Consider the following 15,641-nt stretch of genomic DNA (forward strand, 5'->3'; position numbering starts at 1 on the left):
GTACGTCGGCGTGGGGGCCTGCGACCACGCCTGCGGGGGCGGTGCGGGTCGTCGTCCGTCGCGGCGAATCACCTGTGTGCCCTCGGGAGGCGGCGTCGCACGGGGCGGAGGCACGGGACGGCGGATCGGCGCGGGCCGCTGCGGGGGAGGTCCCTGCGGTGGCCGCGGCCTGTTCCGAGGGTCGCGAGGATCGCCGTTCACTCGCACAACTGTACGGTCACGGCAGCCAGGACACGTGTCCTCGGAGTGCCTGATATCCCACGAATGCCACGGTGTCGATCAAGGCATGGGCGATCACCAGGGGCCACAACCTGCCCGTGCGCTGCCAATACCGGCCGAAGACGAGACCCATCACGACGTTGCCGAACCCGCCACCGAGGCCCTGGTACAGGTGATAACTGCCACGCAGCACCGCGGACGCGAACAGTGAAGAGTTCTCCGACCAGCCCAGTTGCCGCAGGCGGGTGAGGATGTACGCGACGACGAGGATCTCCTCGGCACCGGAGTTCGCCACTGCCCACAGCACCTCGGTGGGCACGCGCCACCAGTAGTCCGCCAGCACACTGGGCGCGACCGTGAGGTTCAGTCCCGCCGCGCGCGCGCCGAGGTAGAGCAGCAGGCCGGGGAAACCGATCAGGGCGGCGAGCCCGACACCGGGCAGTACATCCCGGCGGAGATACGGACGGGCCAGACCCACGGCTTTCGGGCCGAAGCCGCTGCGCCAGAGCAGGTACAGGCCCAGCGCTCCCCAGGCCGACAGCCGGAGGATGCCCAGGAGCTGACGGGCGAGATCGATGAACTGCTGTGACGACTGCGGGCTGTTCAGCGCAACGGTCCGGTCCGACAACGGCTCCGGTGCGAGCGCCGCCTCGAGCAGCGACAGGATCGACGAGAGACCGCTGAGCCCGAACGTGACGAGCAGAACGATCGCGATCTCGATCCACAGCGCGCGGCGTGCGGGGGCATCGAGAGGCGTGGCGGGGTTCTGCGCCGGCGGGCTCAGCCAGGAACGAAGCGTCGTCACCGGTGTCATTGTGCCGGACCGCGGCGGTGTCACTGTGCCGGACCGCGGCGGTGTCACTGTGCCGGACCGCGGCGGTCTCGTTCGGCCTAGCTCACGCCGCGACCTCGACGCCGAGCGCCTCGAGCAGAATCCGCCGATACTCCGCCGTCTGCAGGGGGTGCGCCGCTCGCGGGTGTGGCAGATCGATCGTCAGTTCCACCGCCGGCGAACCGTGATCGAGCACCAGCACGCGGTCGGCAAGCGCGATCGCTTCGTCGACGTCGTGGGTGACCAGCAGCACCGCCGGCCGGTGGACCGCGCACAACTCCTGGAGCAGCGCGTGCATCTTGATCTTCGTCAGCGCGTCGAGTGCACCGAAGGGTTCGTCGGCGAGGAGCAACTCGGGTTCGCGGACGAGCGACCGCGCAAGCGAGACCCGCTGTTGTTCACCGCCGGACAATTCGTTGGGCCACGCCGACTCCCGGCCGGCGAGGCCGACTTCGGCGAGCGCTGTCCGGCCTCGTTCGGTCGCGTCCGGGCCGGTGAGTCCGAGGGTGACGTTGGCGAGCACGCGGGCCCACGGCAGCAGCCGGGAATCCTGGAACACGACCGCGCGCTTGCGCGGCACGTCGATCTCGCCCGACCCGGGCACCCCGTGGTCGAGTTCGGCGAGGGCGCGCAGCAGGGTGCTCTTGCCGGAGCCGCTCCGGCCGAGCAGCGCGACGAACTCGCCTTCGCGAATCTCGAGGTCGACGTTGCGCAGGACTGCGCGTCCGTCGAACCCCCGGCTCAGGCCCGAGGTGCGGACCGTCAGCTTCCGATCGTCCTGCGCCATGCCAGCGCCTTCCTTTCTGCCGAGCGGACCAGCAGATCGCTGCCGAAGCCGAGGATCGCGTAGACCACGAGGCCGACGATGATGATGTCGGTGAGCCCGTAGGTGCGGGCCTGGAACATGAGGAACCCGATACCGCTCGTCGCGTTGACCTGCTCCACGACGACGAGGGCGAGCCAGGCCACCGTCACCGCCATGCGGAGACCGGTGAAGAACCCCGGGAGCGCGCCGGGCAGGGCCACACGCCGGACGAACTGCGCGCGCGACAGGTCCAGTGTCTCGGCGAGTTCGACGTAGCGGGAGTCGATGCCGCGCAGTGCCGAATAGGTGTTGATGTAGACGGGCACGAACACCGACAGGGCGATGAGCAGGATCTTCATCTCCTCGCCGATGCCGAACCACAGGATCGCGAGCGGCATCAGTGCGAGCGTCGGAATCGACCGCTTGATCTGCACCGGGCCGTCGAGGAGCGCTTCACCGATCCGGGACAGGCCCGAGATCAGAGCGAGCAGCAACCCGAAGAAGACACCGAGAACGCCGCCGATCACCGCACGCTGCACGGAGGTGAGCAGGTTGCTCTGCAGGCGTCCGTCGGCGATCAGATCCCAGGCGGTGGTCACCACCGTCCACGGTGCCGACAGTGTCTTCGGGTCGAGTTGCCCGGTCGCCGACGCCACGATCCAGACGGCCAGCAGGATCGTCGGTCCGATGGCGAGGCCGAACTTGATCGGCCGTCCGGGTGCGAGGCGGCTACGGCCGCGCCGAGGAGGCAGGCCCGGCTCGTTGTCCGGGTCCGGTTTCTGGTCGGTGGCGCCGTCCCCGGCGAGGCCGCTCCCGAATCGCCGGAGGTCGACAGTGGGCACGCTCATGTGGCTTGTCCTTTCGTCGGGGGAGAGTCAGGCCGTCCCGGAACTCGCGAAAGTGCGTGCGTACTGGCTTTCCGGCCGGGTCAGGCCGTAGTGGTCGCGCAAGGTGGTACCGGTGTACTCGGTGCGGAACAGTCCGCGCTCCTGGAGGATCGGGACGACGGTGCTGGTGAACGCCTCGAGTCCCTGGGGGTACTGGGGCGGCATGATGTTGAACCCGTCGGCCGCACCGCGGGTGAACCACTCTTCGATGATGTCCGCGATCTGCACCGGGGTTCCGGCGACGACGTTGTGCCCGCGCGCTCCGGCAAGCTTGTGGAGCAGTTGACGCAGCGTCGGCTGTTCACGCTCGACGATCTTGGCGAAGACGAGACGCCGGCTGTTGTCGTTGTCGGTGATGTCGCCGGCTCCCGCGAAGAGTTCGGCCGGCACGACGGCGTCGAGGTCCAGTCCGGAGACGTCGATCCGCCCCATCTTCTGTAGTTGCCCGAGTCCGTACTCGACGATGGTGAGTTCGTTGAATTCGCGGTGCAGTTCTTGTGCTTCGGCCTCGGTCGCGCCGAGGAACGGGCTCAGGCCGGGGAGGATCTTGACGTGGTCGGGATTGCGTCCGGCGTCCGCCGCGCGGAGCTTGATGTCTCGGTAGAACGCCTGCGCATCCGAGATCCGCTGGTGTGCGGTGAAAATCGCCTCGGCATAGTGCGCGGCGAAATCGCGTCCGTCGTTCGACGATCCGGCCTGGACCAGGACCGGCCGGCCCTGCGGGGATCGGGCCGAGTTGAACGGGCCGCGAACGCTGACGTACTCACCTTCCACGTCGACGCGGTGGATCTTGTCCGGGTCGGCGTACACCCCCGCGGCCTTGTCGGCGACCACGGCGTCGTCCTCCCACGAATCCCACAGTTTCACTGTGGCGTCGACGAATTCGCGTGCACGTGCGTATCGCTGACGCACGTCGGGATGGTCGGTGAGGCCGAAATTCGCCGCTGCCGCATCGGACGCGGTGGTGACGATGTTCCATCCTGCGCGGCCACCGGAGATGTGGTCGAGCGACGAGAACAGCCGGGCGAGATTGTAGGGCTCGTAATAGGTGGTCGACGCGGTGGCGATCAGGCCGAGATGCGTGGTGACCGTGGCCATCGCGACGAGCGTGGTGATCGGTTCGAGGCCGTAGTCGGGCCGGTACCGCACTTCGGTGCGCAGCGCCGGCCCGTCGGCGAAGAACACCGCATCGAGTTTGGCGGCTTCGGCTGCACGTGCCAATTCCTGGAAGTAGTGCACGTCGTAGATGCGCTCGGGTGCGCTGCCGGGGTGACGCCACGACGCTTCGTGGTGTCCGGTCGGGTAGATGAAGGCGTTGAGGCTGAGCTGGCGGTGCGTCATGAGAAAGGTCCCCTCGGAGATCAGTTGCGAACGTGTCCGGCGCCGGCGTCGGCTACCGCGGCCTGGACTACTTCGTCGAAGCGCAGGTCGAATGCTTCGGCTGCCTCGACGGGTCGTGGCAGTTCGCCGGCCGCGTCGATCACGTCGACGGTGTGCTGCTGGGTGGCGACGAGGTTCTCGTCGAGTCTCGGGAAGGTCGTCGGACCGTTGGCGTCGAGAATGCGGCGCCCGTCCTCGACGGTCAGGCCCTGGCTCTTGACGAAGTACTCGTCGATCCACGCGTCGCGGTTGTCGTTCGCCCAGTCCACGGACGCGATGTACGCACCGACGTAGGCGCGGATCGCGGCCGCTGTCGCGGGATCGGACAGTGCCTTCGCGCTCGAGTACAGGTAGGAGATCCCGTCACTGAGATCGGCGATCTCGTCGCGGGGGAGGGCGGTGGCGCCCGGGGTCTGCATGTACCGGGAGAACACCGGTTCGCTCATCGGTGCGGCGTCGATCTGGTCGGATCGCAGCGCGTCCGGGAAGTCGGCGAGTGCCATCGGCGTGAGTGTCACGTCGTCGACGTCGAGACCGGCCTTGTCGAGCGCGCGGAGGACGAACGCCTGCTGGGAGGTGCCCTCGGCGTAGCCGATGCGTTTGCCCGACAGTGCGGCGAGCGAGTCGATGTCGGCGCCCGGCGCGACGCCGAAGTTGAGGCTGTTGTCGGTCTGGACAGCGGTGATCACCCGCACGTCGTCGCCCGCGACGAGCGATTGCACGGCCATGATCTCGCCTGCCCACGCCACGTCGACGGCGTCGGCGCGAAATGCCTCGAGGATCGACGGTGCGCCCTGGAACGTGGCGAACTCGTATTCGAACGGCAGCGAGTCGAGGTTGCCGGACGCTGCCAGCGCGACCTGCTGTCGTTCGCCCTGGTCGGCGATGACGATCTTCGTCCCGGCGGGGATGTCGGTCGGAAGCGGACTGTCGGGCGAGAGACCGCCGCCCGCCGGCCCCGAACCACACGCGACGACCGCGGTCAGGACGAATGCGGCTGCGGTGGTGAATCCGGCGTGACGTAGGCGGAACATGTACTTCCCTCGGGCTCGAACGATCGACGGTGAGGCCGCCCGGACGGTGCCGGAGGCTGATGATCATCATCGAAGTTCGAGCGCGGGGGTCACCACAGTTAGCGTCAGCGTGATCCGAAGTCCTCCCGGCGCAGGCGAGGGTGCAGGCCGTTCCGGAACGGGCATCCGACCAGCAGGCGCAACGCCCGGCTCAGCCCGGAGGGGTCATCGACCGGTTCGTCGAACGGGATGCGGACGTCGTGGTCGCCGCGGCCCGATTCGATCCGCAGCCGCACGCCGTACCGGTCGATGCCGAGCGGACGGATTCGTCCCCCTCTCTGGGCTTCCGGAATCCGGCGGGCGATGCGCATCACCAGGTCCGCGTGCTGTTCTTCGAGGTGCTCGAGCCACGCGGTCTCGAGTGCGGCGAACGGGTCGGGCGCGGCGTCGAGCACATCCACGACGTTCACGGCCTCCGCGCCGGTCGTATCCGCCGCGACGACGGAATCGAGGCTCAGCCGCAGCAGTTCGGACCCGTGGCCCACGTCGAGAAGTTCCGGATGAGGCAGGGTTTCCGCGATTTCCGCGGCGAGCAGGCGAGGGTCCCGGACCGGGTGCAGGGTGCCGCTGAACCAGATGAGCGAGCGCACCGGGTTGCGGAGGGCCAGCGGTGAGTGGTCGGCGAGTTCGAGGACCGCGGATAGTCCCGCGCTGCCCGCATGCCGGGTGAGTGCGGCGGCGGGGCTGTGCGCGGGCACGACGATGGCGAGGTCGTCGTCGGTATGGAGGTGGTGGATCGTGGTGGGGACGGGATCGCAGCCGTCGACAGCGAGGCGGGAGGTGTCGGCGCGGATGAGGGCGGTGCGCACGCGTTCGGCCGTGGTGGGTGCGGGGACGGCGGTGGACGTGGTGGTGTGCATGACAACCCCTCCTGGCTATGTAGGTGAGGCAAACCTAAGTCATCGTCCTCGGGGAGGCAAGAGGTCCCGGGTCTAATCTGGGATGCGTGCCGATCCCCCTTCCCCTCGGAATGCCGCCGTCCCGCGAGGAGCCGCGCGGGTTGCTGGACGGGCTGCTGACCGGACGGTACGACTCGCCGGACGATGACCGCGAGGTCACCGGACCGCTGTTCGCGCCTCCGATCGTCCCGGCCCGCGCGATCACCGTCCCTCCGGGCCGCGACCTCGTCGTCGAACTCGATACGTCGGGTCCGCCCCCCGCGCCGGCGGGCTGGCGACCGGTGCGTTACCAGATCGGGTGCACTCCCGACGTCCTCGACGATGTCCTCGCAGTCACGGCACCCGCACCGCTGGCCGTATACGTGGACGGACCCGACGACACGCTCGCCGACACCGCACGCGCACTCACCGAAGCCGGACATGTACCGGGTCTTCCCGCAGGTCACGGCCTCGGCGCGGTCTCCGACTTCCTCGCGGTCCTCGCCCACGCCGACACGGGCTACGTCGCCCGCGCGACCAGCACGCAGGACGTGGTGGCGCTGCTGTCCGGGACCGCGGCGGCCCTGAGCGGTTTCGACATCCGGGAGGCCCTCGCGTCACCCGACGTGTCCTGGTTGCGACGGCTGATCCCCGAAGCGGCGTCCGCACTGCGGGAGATTCTTCTGGCCGTCGAAGTCGACGACCCCGGCCGGGTCGCGCGCGAACTCGGCGAACTGGGGCTGTCGGCCGGCTGAACGGCACCGGCCCGACACCGCAATCCGCAGACTCGGGGTGCGTAACCTCGTAGGCGTGCCACGTATCGCCTATTTCGGCCCGTCGGGAACCTTCACCGAGATGGCCCTCGCCCGTTTCGAGGAACTCGGTGCCTTCGATGCGCCGGTCGAGCGGGTCTCCGCCGCCAGCCCTCCCGCGGCCTTGCAGATGCTGCGTGACGGCGAGGTCGACGGAGCGGTCGTGCCGATCGAGAGTTCGGTCGAAGGCTCGGTGCCGCCGACGATGGACGGACTCGCCCTCGGCTCTCGGCTGCAGATCGTCGCCGAAACCGAACTCGACATCGCCTTCACGGTGGTCGCGCGGCCCGGAGTCGCTCGCGAGGATGTCGCGACCATCGGTGCGTATCCCGTCGCAGCGGCCCAGGTGCGGGAGTGGATCGCCGACAATCTGCCGGGCGCCGCGATCGTCGCCGCGGCCTCGAACGCGGGGGCGGCAGAGGATGTCGCATCCGGGAAGGTCGACGCGGGGGTTGCCACGGCGCTGGCCGGTGAACGGCTCGGTCTGGCGGTGCTGGCCGACGGCGTCGCGGACTTCGCGGGTGCCCGCACCCGGTTCGTGCTCGTCTCGCGGCCCGGGCCGGTACCGAAGCGCACCGGCTGCGATCGCACGTCGGTGGTCCTGCAACTGCCGAATGTTCCGGGTTCGCTGGTGCGGGCCATGACGGAACTGGCGACCCGCGGAATCGATCTCACCCGCATCGAATCACGCCCCACCCGTATGGATTACGGGACCTACTTCTTCCATCTGGACTGGGTGGGCCATATCGACGACGCGCTCGTCGCGGAGGCACTCAAGGCCCTGCACCGTTTCGCGCAGGTACGGTTCCTCGGTTCGTGGCCGGCAGTGTCCGAGCACGGGGTGCCTCCCGTCTCCGACGACGACGATGCGCAGTGGCTCGAGCGACTGCGCCGCGGAGAGGAACAGCGGTGAGCGGAAAGTTGATATTGGCCCGGCACGGCCAGACGGTCGCGAACGTCGCACGGCGTCTCGACACCAAATTGCCCGGTGCGGAACTGACCGAACTGGGAATCGAGCAGGCACGGAGCCTCGGCCGCAATCTCGTCGAGCGCGGCCCGTCGCTTCTCGTGGCGTCGCGGGCGATCCGGGCGCGGCAGACCGCGGAGCAGGTCTCTCCGGCCGTCGGGCTCGACACCTCGGTCCTCGACGGCCTGCACGAGGTGCAGGTCGGTGATCTCGAGGATCGCAGCGACGAGGAGTCGCACACCCTGTTCATGAAGGTCTACGAGGAGTGGCACAGCGGCGACCTGCGCACGCGGGTGCCGGGCGGCGAATCGGCGATCGACGTTCTCGACCGGTTCGTGCCGGTGATCGACGCATTGCGCGCCGACCATCTCGATGAAGGGTCGGGGGACGTCGTCGTCGTCAGCCACGGCGCAGCCATCCGTCTCGTCGCGGCGTACCTCGGCAAAGTGCCGGGCGGGTTCGCCACGAGCAATCATCTGGCCAACACCGAGACCGTCGAACTCGTGCCGGTGCGGGGCGGGGGCTGGGAGTGTGTGCGGTGGGGCACGTTCACCGGCCCGTTCCGCGACACCCACCGCGCCGGCGCCGACGACCCGATGGGCTGAGAACGCGCAGTTCACGCGGACTCTCGCAATCGATATCGCTCTCGCCCACTGCTCGTATGCAGGCGCGCATCCCGTCCCTCCGGCGGAGCGACGTGCCGCGGTGTCGATCGTTCGCGGACGAAACCGCCGGGTATCGTCGAGCCGTCCGGATGAAGTAACGATCGGTAGGTTGGGTGCGGTACATGGATGGTTCCACCGACGACGCCGTCGACCCGCTCGAGGGTCGGGTCGTGCCGGATGGGGAGAACGCGCACTCCGATTGGCGGACGTTGCAGCCGCTCGACCTCAGCCCGATCCTGTCCGCAGCGCTCGACGCCTTCTACGAGACCGGGTTCCACGGGACGTCGGTGCGTGAGATCGCGCGGCGGGTCGGCGTGACCGTGCCCGCGCTGTACTACCACCACGAGAACAAAGAGGGCCTGCTCATCGCCCTGCTCGAGCTGTCGACCAGCGATGTGCTCTCCCGAGCGCACGCCGCCGACGCGGAGGGTGCCGGCGATCCGGTGCGCAGACTGGCGAACGTGATCGAGGCGATCGTGCTGCGGATGACGATGCGGTCCGCGCTCGCCGCGCTCGAAGGTGAGGCTCGCTATCTCAGTCCCGAGAATCGTCAGCGGTACCGCGCGGTGCGCAAGGGCATCGAAGACCTGGTGCGCGAGATCGTCGAGGAGGGTGCTGCGACGGGCGACTTCGACGTCGACGACCCGGCCGAGACCACCCGGGCGCTGCTCGGGATGTGCCAATCGATCCCGCGCTGGTACCACGCGGAGGGCACTCTGAGCCCCGAGGCGGTCGCGAAGAAGTATGTGGCGATCGCCCTCAAGACGGTCGGCGCCCGCCGCGATCCGCTCTGACGGTCAGGCGCGACGCCGGAAGTCCGCGGTGCGCTTGTCCTGGAAGGCGGACACTCCTTCGGCGAAGTCCGGGCCGGCGAGCAGATCGAGTTGACCTGCGCGCTCACGGCCGAACGCGTTGCCGAGTTCGGTGAGCGTCGCGTCGTTGATCGCCCGTTTGGTGGACGCGAGGGCCACAGACGGGCCGTCTGCGAGCCGGACTATCAATTCCTCGACTGCCGTGTCGAATTCGTCGTCGGGGTAGACATCGGCGATGAGGCCGGACGCGAGTGCTTCCGGCGCCGGGAGTCGCTCGGCGAGCATCGCCATCCGCAGCGCCCGGGCACGACCGATCGACGCTGCGACGAGCGCCGTCGCACCACCGTCGGGCATCAGGCCGATCTTGGCGAACGCGAGCAGGAAGTAGGTCGATTCCTTCGCGACCGTAAGGTCGCACGCAAGTGCGAGTGACACACCGACGCCGGCGGCGACGCCGTTGACCGCCCCGACAACCGGTCGCGGAAAATCCCGGATCGTCGCGACGACCCGGTTCGCGGCGTCGATGGTGTCGGGCGTGGGAGGAGCGGTCAGGTCACGGCCGGAGATGTCGGCGCCCGAACAGAACGCCCGTCCGCTTCCGGTCAGGATCGCGGCGCGGACGGTGGGGTCGCCGCCGTGCCTGTCGAAAGCCTCCGCGACGGCGACCAGGGTGTCGGTCTCGACCGCGTTCATCCGGGCGGGACGGTCGATCGTGACGCGCAGGATGCCGTTGCCGACGCTCGAGGTGACTCCGGGCGGGTCGGTGCTCATGCGGTTCTCCTCGGTGTGGTGGCCGACTGCCTGCGGTGACGGCGCGCAGCGGCGAAGCCTCTTCTCTCCCTATCAGACCTGCGTGTCGTCCGCTGGGTACCGAGTTCGTTGACCGCGTGCTTACCCCGTGGTAAGTCTTTAGCGATCGATAGGTACACGGTTGGGAGTGGGGCGCTCCACACTCCACGCACTCCGGCCGGCCCTGCTCGAACCCCTCGGAAGGAACGTCATGGCACAGGCCGTCATCGTCGACGTGGTCCGCACTGCCGTCGGCAAAGGCAAGCCCGGTGGTGCGCTGTCGGGTACGCATCCCGTCGAACTTCTGGCCCACGTCCTGCGTTCGCTCGTCGAGCGCAACAACCTCGACCCCGTCCTCGTCGACGACGTCATCGGCGGTTGCGTGCAGCAGGTAGGCGAGCAGGCGCTCAACATCTCGCGCTCGGCACTGCTGTCGGCGGGTTTCCCGGACTCGGTTCCGGCCACCACCATCGACCGTCAGTGCGGATCGAGCCAGCAGGCTGCGCATTTCGCGGCGCAGGGCGTCATCGCGGGTGCGTACGACATCGTCATCGCGTGCGGTGTCGAGTCGATGAGCCGCCTCCCGATGGGCACGTCTTCGATCGGGCAGGACTCGTTCGGCCCCGGCGTCGCCGCCCGGTATCCGGAAGGTCTGGTCAACCAGGGGATCTCGGCGGAACTCATCGCCGCGAAGTGGAGTTTCGACCGCGACGCCGTCGACGCCTACTCCGCGCGTTCGCACCAGCGCGCCGCCGCCGCGATCGCGGCAGGAAACTTCGACCGGGAGATCGCCCCGATCACCGTCACGAACGCAGACGGCGAGCAGGTCGTGCACGGCGTCGACGAAACCGTGCGCGCGTCGACCACCGTCGAGGCACTTGCCGGGCTGCGTCCGTCCTTCCGCACCGACGAGTACGCCGCACGATTCCCCGAAGCGCAGTGGCTCATCACCCCCGGTAACTCGTCGCCGTTCACGGACGGTGCGTCGGCCGTTCTGATCATGAGCGAAGAAGCCGCGACCAAGCTGGGCCTGACTCCGCGCGCGCGATTCCACTCGTTCGCCGTCGCCGGAGACGACCCGCTCTTCATGCTCACGGCGCCCATCCCGGCTACCCACAAAGTGCTCGCCAAGTCGGGCCTGTCCATCGACGACATCGACTCCTACGAGGTGAACGAGGCGTTCGCGCCCGTCCCGATGATGTGGGCCGAGGAGTTCGGCGCGGACGAGGCCAAGCTCAATCCGTGGGGCGGTGCCATCGCACTGGGTCACGCACTCGGCTCGTCGGGTACGCGCCTGCTGAGCACGCTCGTCAGCACCCTCGAGGCGACCGGCGGCCGCTACGGCCTGCAGACCATGTGCGAGGGCGCGGGCATGGCCAACGCGACCGTGATCGAACGTCTCTGACCCACCGCCGTACCGAATCTCGCGTCCGAAATCCCCACAGTGAAAGGCTTTTCATGATCGTCAACGACAGCGTCGCCGTCGTCACCGGTGGTGCCTCCGGGCTCGGCCTCGCCACCGTCAAGGCTCTGCTCGCCGACGGCGCCCAGGTCGTCATCATCGACCTGCCGTCCTCCAACGGCGAGACCGTCGCCAAAGAACTCGGCGACCGGGTCCGCTTCGCGGCGGCAGACGTCACCGACGAGGCCGCGGTCACGGAGGCGCTCGACCTCGCCGAATCGCTCGGCCCCCTGCGCGTCGCGGTCAACTGCGCCGGGATCGGCAACGCCATGAAGACGGTGAGCAAGAAGGGTGCGTTCCCGCTCGACGCCTTCAAGAAAGTCGTGGACGTCAACCTCTTCGGCACGTTCAACGTGATCCGCCTCGCCGCCGAGCGCATCGCCAAGACGGAACCGGTCGACGGGGAGCGCGGCGTCATCATCAACACCGCCTCCGTCGCGGCATTCGACGGCCAGATCGGCCAGGCCGCCTACTCGGCATCGAAGGGCGGCGTCGTCGGCATGACCCTGCCGATCGCACGCGACCTCGCCTCGCTCCTCATCCGCGTCGTCACCATCGCACCCGGCCTGTTCAAGACCCCGTTGCTCGGCTCTCTGCCGGAGGAGGCGCAAGCGTCTCTCGGACAGCAGGTTCCGCATCCCGCGCGCCTCGGTGACCCCTCCGAGTACGGCGCTCTCGCAGCGCACATCGTGTCCAACCCGATGCTCAACGGTGAGGTCATCCGTCTCGACGGTGCCATCCGCATGGCGCCGCGCTGAACCTCGCGGAAGAACCCGCCGGGAGGATCTCGATGTTCGACCTGACAGGCACACGGGCGCTGGTGACGGGCGGGTCCGCCGGTCTCGGCCTCGGTATGGCGCGGGGTCTCGCACGTGCCGGCGCAGACATCGCGCTCTGGGGACGAGACACCGCCAAACTCGGACGCGCGGCCGACGAACTGAGCGGCTTCGGTGTCCGCGTGACGACGCGCTCGGTCGACGTGTCCGACGAGCACGCGGTGGTCGACGGTGTCGCATCCGTCGTCGGCGAATTCGGTGGTCTGGACACGGTGGTCGTCAATGCGGGCATCGGTGCGGCACTGCAGAAGTTCCACGAGTCGTCGACGGAGCAGTACCGGAAAGTGGGCACCAACGCCGACGGTGCGTACTTCACGTTGCGGGAGACGTCGAAGGTGCTGGTGGATCAAGGCACCGGCGGGTCGGTGATCGTGACGTCGAGCCTGGGAGCGTTGCAGGGTGCAGGACGCAACCAGGCGTACGGCGCGAGCAAGGCCGCGGTGCTCGCGCTCGCCAACGGGTGCGCCATCGAACTCGCGCGCTACGGCATGCGGGTCAACAGTGTGCTGCCGGGCTGGATCGCGACCGATATGACCGGGCCGCTGCAGGACTCGGACGTGTTCAACCGCAACGTCATCTCCCGCGTGCCCTTGGGTCGCTGGGGGCGGCCGGAGGATTTCGAGGGTATCGCCGTGTACCTCGCGAGCGACGCATCGGCGTTCCAGACCGGAAGCGCGACGGTGATCGACGGTGGCTACAGCATGTTCTGATCCGCAGCCCGGCCGAGTCGATCGAAGGACCGGCATACCGGCTCGGCCGGGCTACGGTGAGGCACATGGACGTCCGCCGCCGCGTCACCGAAGCCCGGGTGGCCCGCCTGGCCACCGCAGACGGGTCCGGCGAACCGCACCTGGTCCCGATCGTGTTCGCCCTCGACGGCGATGCGATTCACACCTGCGTCGACGACAAGCCGAAGTCCACCCGGCGGCTGCGTCGCCTCGCAGACATCGCGGCGAACCCCCGCGTGAGTGTGCTGGTCGACCATTACAGCGACGACTGGTCACAGCTGTGGTGGATTCGCATCGACGGCATCGCCACGGTCCACGCCGCGGACACCGATGCGGGCGCCACCGGCCTCGATGCCCTGGTGCGCAAATATCCGCAGTACCGGTCGACACGACCACCGGGACCGGTGATCACGATCGCTCGGCTGCGCTGGCGATCATGGTCGGCGTGAGTCCGAAGTCAGCGAGAGCATCGCTTCGGCGACCTCCTCGACCGCCGCTTCGGGGACCGCTGTGGCAGCGTCGTCGAGCACCAGCAACTGTGCTCCCGGAATCTCGCGCGCGATGGCCTCGCCGTTGCCGAGAGGAAAGAACGGGTCCCGCCGGCCGTGTACGACCAGCGTGGGGACATGGATCCGGGAAAGGCGCTCGCGCCAGCGGGGTGTGCAGTCGAGCGTGGAAAAGACCGTTCCGAGCTGGTTGGCCATCTGGATCGCGGGAGTTGTGCCTGGTGTCCGGTCCCAGATGCGCGCGGCGGTCGCGCGTGCGGTGACGGGGGCGTCGCCGAGGATCTCCGCGCCGGCAGCGGCGAACTCCGCCACCGCGTTTCGGTCGGTCCAGTCGGGCATCGGAAGCGCGAACAGTCGATTCATCGTCGCCTGGTCGTGGTCGGGGAGGTCGGGGTCGCACTTGCCGGGCGCGACCGCGCGGGTACCCACCAAGGTGAGTGCCCGGAACGCGCGGGGGTGCTCGAGCACAGCGAGCTGGGCGACCATCCCACCGACCCCGATTCCCGCAAGGTGCGCAGGCCTGCCGCCGAGCGCGTCGGCGAGGGCGGCCGCGTCGGCCGCGAGGTCACGCAGGGTGTAGTTGGGTGTCTCCGGGTCCGCCGTCGTCGACTGACCGCTGTCGCGCAGGTCGTACCGCACGACGCGACGTCCGCCCGCGGCGAGGTGCTCACACAGTCCATCGGGCCAGGAGAGCATCGTCGTCCCGCCGACGAGCAGGACGAGTGGCGCATCGGGGTCACCGAAGGACTCGACACCCAGATCGACCCCGTTGGCACCGACGGTGGTCATCTGCCGCTCAGCTTTCCGACGCGGCGACTGCCGCCACGGTTTTCGAACAGCCGGCAGCCTCGACAATCTCGACGTCGACGACCCTCATGACGTTGCTGCGTGTGTCCCATGGTCTCGGCTCCTTCTCGACAAGCTTCGTGCCCGTCCGCTTTCCGGAAGCAAAGCCCGCACAAGCAGGAAGTGGGCCGGGCGTTACTCGGACAGACCGGAGCAACGTCCCGATCTCATCGGCCGAGTCCCTCGGCGGCGCCCGTTCCGTCCTCGCCGCCCGATAGTTCCCACCGCGGTGCGTGTGCCGCGGGCGGCTTCGGTCTCGTGGTTCCTAGGATGGGCGGGTGTCCGATTCCCCCGAAAAACTCATCCGTGTCAGCGCGGTCGTGCTCCGCGACGCCGACGGGCAGGTGCTGACGGTACGCAAGCGCAACACGTCCCGGTTCATGCTTCCCGGTGGAAAGCCCGAACCCGGCGAGTCGGCAGCCGAGGCTGCGGTGCGGGAGTGCGCAGAAGAAGTCGGGGCGGTGCTCGACCTCGGTTCGCTGCGACGGATCGGGGTGTTTCTGGCGGATGCGGCCAACGAACCGGGCTGGAAAATCGAGGGGACGGTGTTCGAGCACCCGTTCGTCGGCATTACGGGCAGCGCGGCGGAGATCGAGGAGATGCGCTGGCTCGACCCGGCGCTCCACCCGTTGCCCGGCGATCTCGCGCCCCTGCTCGAGCATTTCGTCCTCCCGGCGATCGCGCGCTGACAGACTGTGCGCCCCGGAGGGAAGTGTCATTTCCGGAACGGTATTGCGCCGTTCTCGTGAATCGGGAAATGTGAGCGGCACCAGTACGGCACTGCACACGTTTGCACGGAAGGACTCTTCATGGCGCTCACCGCCCTGCTCGAACTCGAATTCAAGGCCGACGCGCTCGACGACGCCAAAGCGGTGATGAGCCGGGTGCTCGGCGAGACCCGCGAGTTCGACGGTTGCGACGGAATCGAGATTCTGGTGGACCGGACGAACGAGGCCCGCTGGGTCGTCGTGGAGAAGTGGCGTTCGGCCGAGCACGACGCCGCCTACCGCAAGTTCCGCGCGGGCGAGGGCGCCATCACCGATCTCGGTCCGCTCCTGGCCGGAGCGCCGAAGCTCACGCAGTACACGACTCTCTGAGTCGCACCCCACAGACGACGACAGCGTGGCATGCCTCGGCATCTGTC

The 15,641-nt window shown here is 68.6% G+C and carries 18 protein-coding genes; 10 read left to right on the top strand and 8 right to left on the bottom strand.

Annotation, left to right across the window (positions count from 1 at the left end; translation table 11 throughout):
• Positions 1 to 217: 217 nt before the first annotated feature.
• The 6 genes from TVH25_RS16955 to TVH25_RS16980 form a co-directional block, all read right to left on the bottom strand.
• Positions 218 to 1,033: a CPBP family intramembrane glutamic endopeptidase gene (locus TVH25_RS16955; RefSeq protein WP_169620812.1), complete on the bottom strand. Its 816-nt coding sequence runs from the start codon at positions 1,031 to 1,033 to the stop codon at positions 218 to 220.
• Positions 1,034 to 1,115: 82 nt separating this feature from the next.
• Positions 1,116 to 1,838 carry an ABC transporter ATP-binding protein gene (locus TVH25_RS16960; RefSeq protein WP_169652254.1) on the bottom strand — a complete coding sequence of 241 codons (723 nt, stop codon included), beginning with the start codon at positions 1,836 to 1,838 and terminating at the stop codon, positions 1,116 to 1,118.
• Positions 1,814 to 2,704, bottom strand: a complete 891-nt coding sequence (locus TVH25_RS16965) for an ABC transporter permease (RefSeq protein WP_422424924.1) — start codon at positions 2,702 to 2,704, stop codon at positions 1,814 to 1,816. The genes TVH25_RS16960 and TVH25_RS16965 overlap by 25 nt, the downstream gene beginning before the upstream one ends.
• 27 nt (positions 2,705 to 2,731) lie before the next feature.
• Entirely contained in the window at positions 2,732 to 4,084 is a 1,353-nt protein-coding gene (locus TVH25_RS16970; protein WP_422424926.1) for an LLM class flavin-dependent oxidoreductase, read from the bottom strand.
• A gap of 20 nt (positions 4,085 to 4,104) precedes the next feature.
• Entirely contained in the window at positions 4,105 to 5,157 is a 1,053-nt protein-coding gene (locus TVH25_RS16975) for an ABC transporter substrate-binding protein (protein WP_296550640.1), read from the bottom strand.
• Positions 5,158 to 5,261: 104 nt separating this feature from the next.
• The gene (locus TVH25_RS16980; RefSeq protein ID WP_169620807.1) at positions 5,262 to 6,056 is read right to left on the bottom strand and encodes a DUF2470 domain-containing protein; all 795 of its coding nucleotides are present in this window, start codon (positions 6,054 to 6,056) and stop codon (positions 5,262 to 5,264) included.
• A 110-nt stretch (positions 6,057 to 6,166) separates the two neighbouring features.
• Between TVH25_RS16980 and TVH25_RS16985 the strand changes: the two genes are divergently transcribed.
• The 4 genes from TVH25_RS16985 (at position 6,167) to TVH25_RS17000 (ending at position 9,312) form a co-directional block, all read left to right on the top strand.
• Positions 6,167 to 6,829: a hypothetical protein gene (locus TVH25_RS16985; protein ID WP_169621061.1), complete on the top strand. Its 663-nt coding sequence runs from the start codon at positions 6,167 to 6,169 to the stop codon at positions 6,827 to 6,829.
• Between the two features lie 55 nt (positions 6,830 to 6,884).
• Entirely contained in the window at positions 6,885 to 7,799 is a 915-nt protein-coding gene (pheA, locus tag TVH25_RS16990) for a prephenate dehydratase (protein ID WP_378528999.1), read from the top strand.
• Entirely contained in the window at positions 7,796 to 8,458 is a 663-nt protein-coding gene (locus tag TVH25_RS16995) for a histidine phosphatase family protein (protein ID WP_296550638.1), read from the top strand. The genes pheA and TVH25_RS16995 overlap by 4 nt, the downstream gene beginning before the upstream one ends.
• Before the next feature lie 182 nt (positions 8,459 to 8,640).
• Positions 8,641 to 9,312, top strand: a complete 672-nt coding sequence (locus TVH25_RS17000) for a TetR/AcrR family transcriptional regulator (RefSeq protein WP_296550637.1) — start codon at positions 8,641 to 8,643, stop codon at positions 9,310 to 9,312.
• Positions 9,313 to 9,315: 3 nt separating this feature from the next.
• Here TVH25_RS17000 and TVH25_RS17005 read toward each other — a convergent pair whose 3' ends face one another.
• Positions 9,316 to 10,101, bottom strand: a complete 786-nt coding sequence (locus TVH25_RS17005; protein ID WP_296550636.1) for an enoyl-CoA hydratase — start codon at positions 10,099 to 10,101, stop codon at positions 9,316 to 9,318.
• Between the two features lie 229 nt (positions 10,102 to 10,330).
• Here TVH25_RS17005 and TVH25_RS17010 point away from each other — a divergent pair, with 229 nt between their 5' ends.
• The 4 genes from TVH25_RS17010 to TVH25_RS17025 all read left to right on the top strand — a co-directional run bounded on the left by TVH25_RS17010 (position 10,331) and on the right by TVH25_RS17025 (position 13,594).
• On the top strand, positions 10,331 to 11,524 hold the full coding sequence (locus TVH25_RS17010; protein WP_169620802.1) for a thiolase family protein: 1,194 nt from the start codon (positions 10,331 to 10,333) through the stop codon (positions 11,522 to 11,524).
• Positions 11,525 to 11,577: 53 nt separating this feature from the next.
• Complete coding sequence (locus TVH25_RS17015) at positions 11,578 to 12,339, top strand: 3-hydroxyacyl-CoA dehydrogenase (protein ID WP_169620801.1); 762 nt, start codon at positions 11,578 to 11,580, stop codon at positions 12,337 to 12,339.
• Between the two features lie 32 nt (positions 12,340 to 12,371).
• Positions 12,372 to 13,127, top strand: coding sequence for an SDR family NAD(P)-dependent oxidoreductase (locus TVH25_RS17020; RefSeq protein WP_422424930.1), 756 nt, complete (start codon positions 12,372 to 12,374; stop codon positions 13,125 to 13,127).
• 65 nt (positions 13,128 to 13,192) lie between these two features.
• Positions 13,193 to 13,594 carry a TIGR03668 family PPOX class F420-dependent oxidoreductase gene (locus TVH25_RS17025; protein ID WP_422424932.1) on the top strand — a complete coding sequence of 134 codons (402 nt, stop codon included), beginning with the start codon at positions 13,193 to 13,195 and terminating at the stop codon, positions 13,592 to 13,594.
• Here the strand turns inward: TVH25_RS17025 and TVH25_RS17030 are convergent.
• A complete protein-coding gene (locus TVH25_RS17030; RefSeq protein ID WP_169620799.1) occupies positions 13,580 to 14,440 on the bottom strand; it encodes an alpha/beta fold hydrolase in 861 nt (286 codons plus the stop codon). The genes TVH25_RS17025 and TVH25_RS17030 overlap by 15 nt on opposite strands.
• A gap of 335 nt (positions 14,441 to 14,775) precedes the next feature.
• Here TVH25_RS17030 and TVH25_RS17035 point away from each other — a divergent pair, with 335 nt between their 5' ends.
• Both TVH25_RS17035 and TVH25_RS17040 read left to right on the top strand, forming a co-directional pair.
• The gene (locus TVH25_RS17035) at positions 14,776 to 15,186 is read left to right on the top strand and encodes an NUDIX hydrolase (protein WP_296550634.1); all 411 of its coding nucleotides are present in this window, start codon (positions 14,776 to 14,778) and stop codon (positions 15,184 to 15,186) included.
• A 120-nt stretch (positions 15,187 to 15,306) separates the two neighbouring features.
• Positions 15,307 to 15,594 carry a putative quinol monooxygenase gene (locus TVH25_RS17040; protein ID WP_169620798.1) on the top strand — a complete coding sequence of 96 codons (288 nt, stop codon included), beginning with the start codon at positions 15,307 to 15,309 and terminating at the stop codon, positions 15,592 to 15,594.
• Positions 15,595 to 15,641 lie beyond the last annotated feature (47 nt).

Source organism: Rhodococcus sp. 7Tela_A2 (assembly GCF_049311045.1).
Classification (GTDB): Bacteria; Actinomycetota; Actinomycetes; order Mycobacteriales; family Mycobacteriaceae; genus Rhodococcus.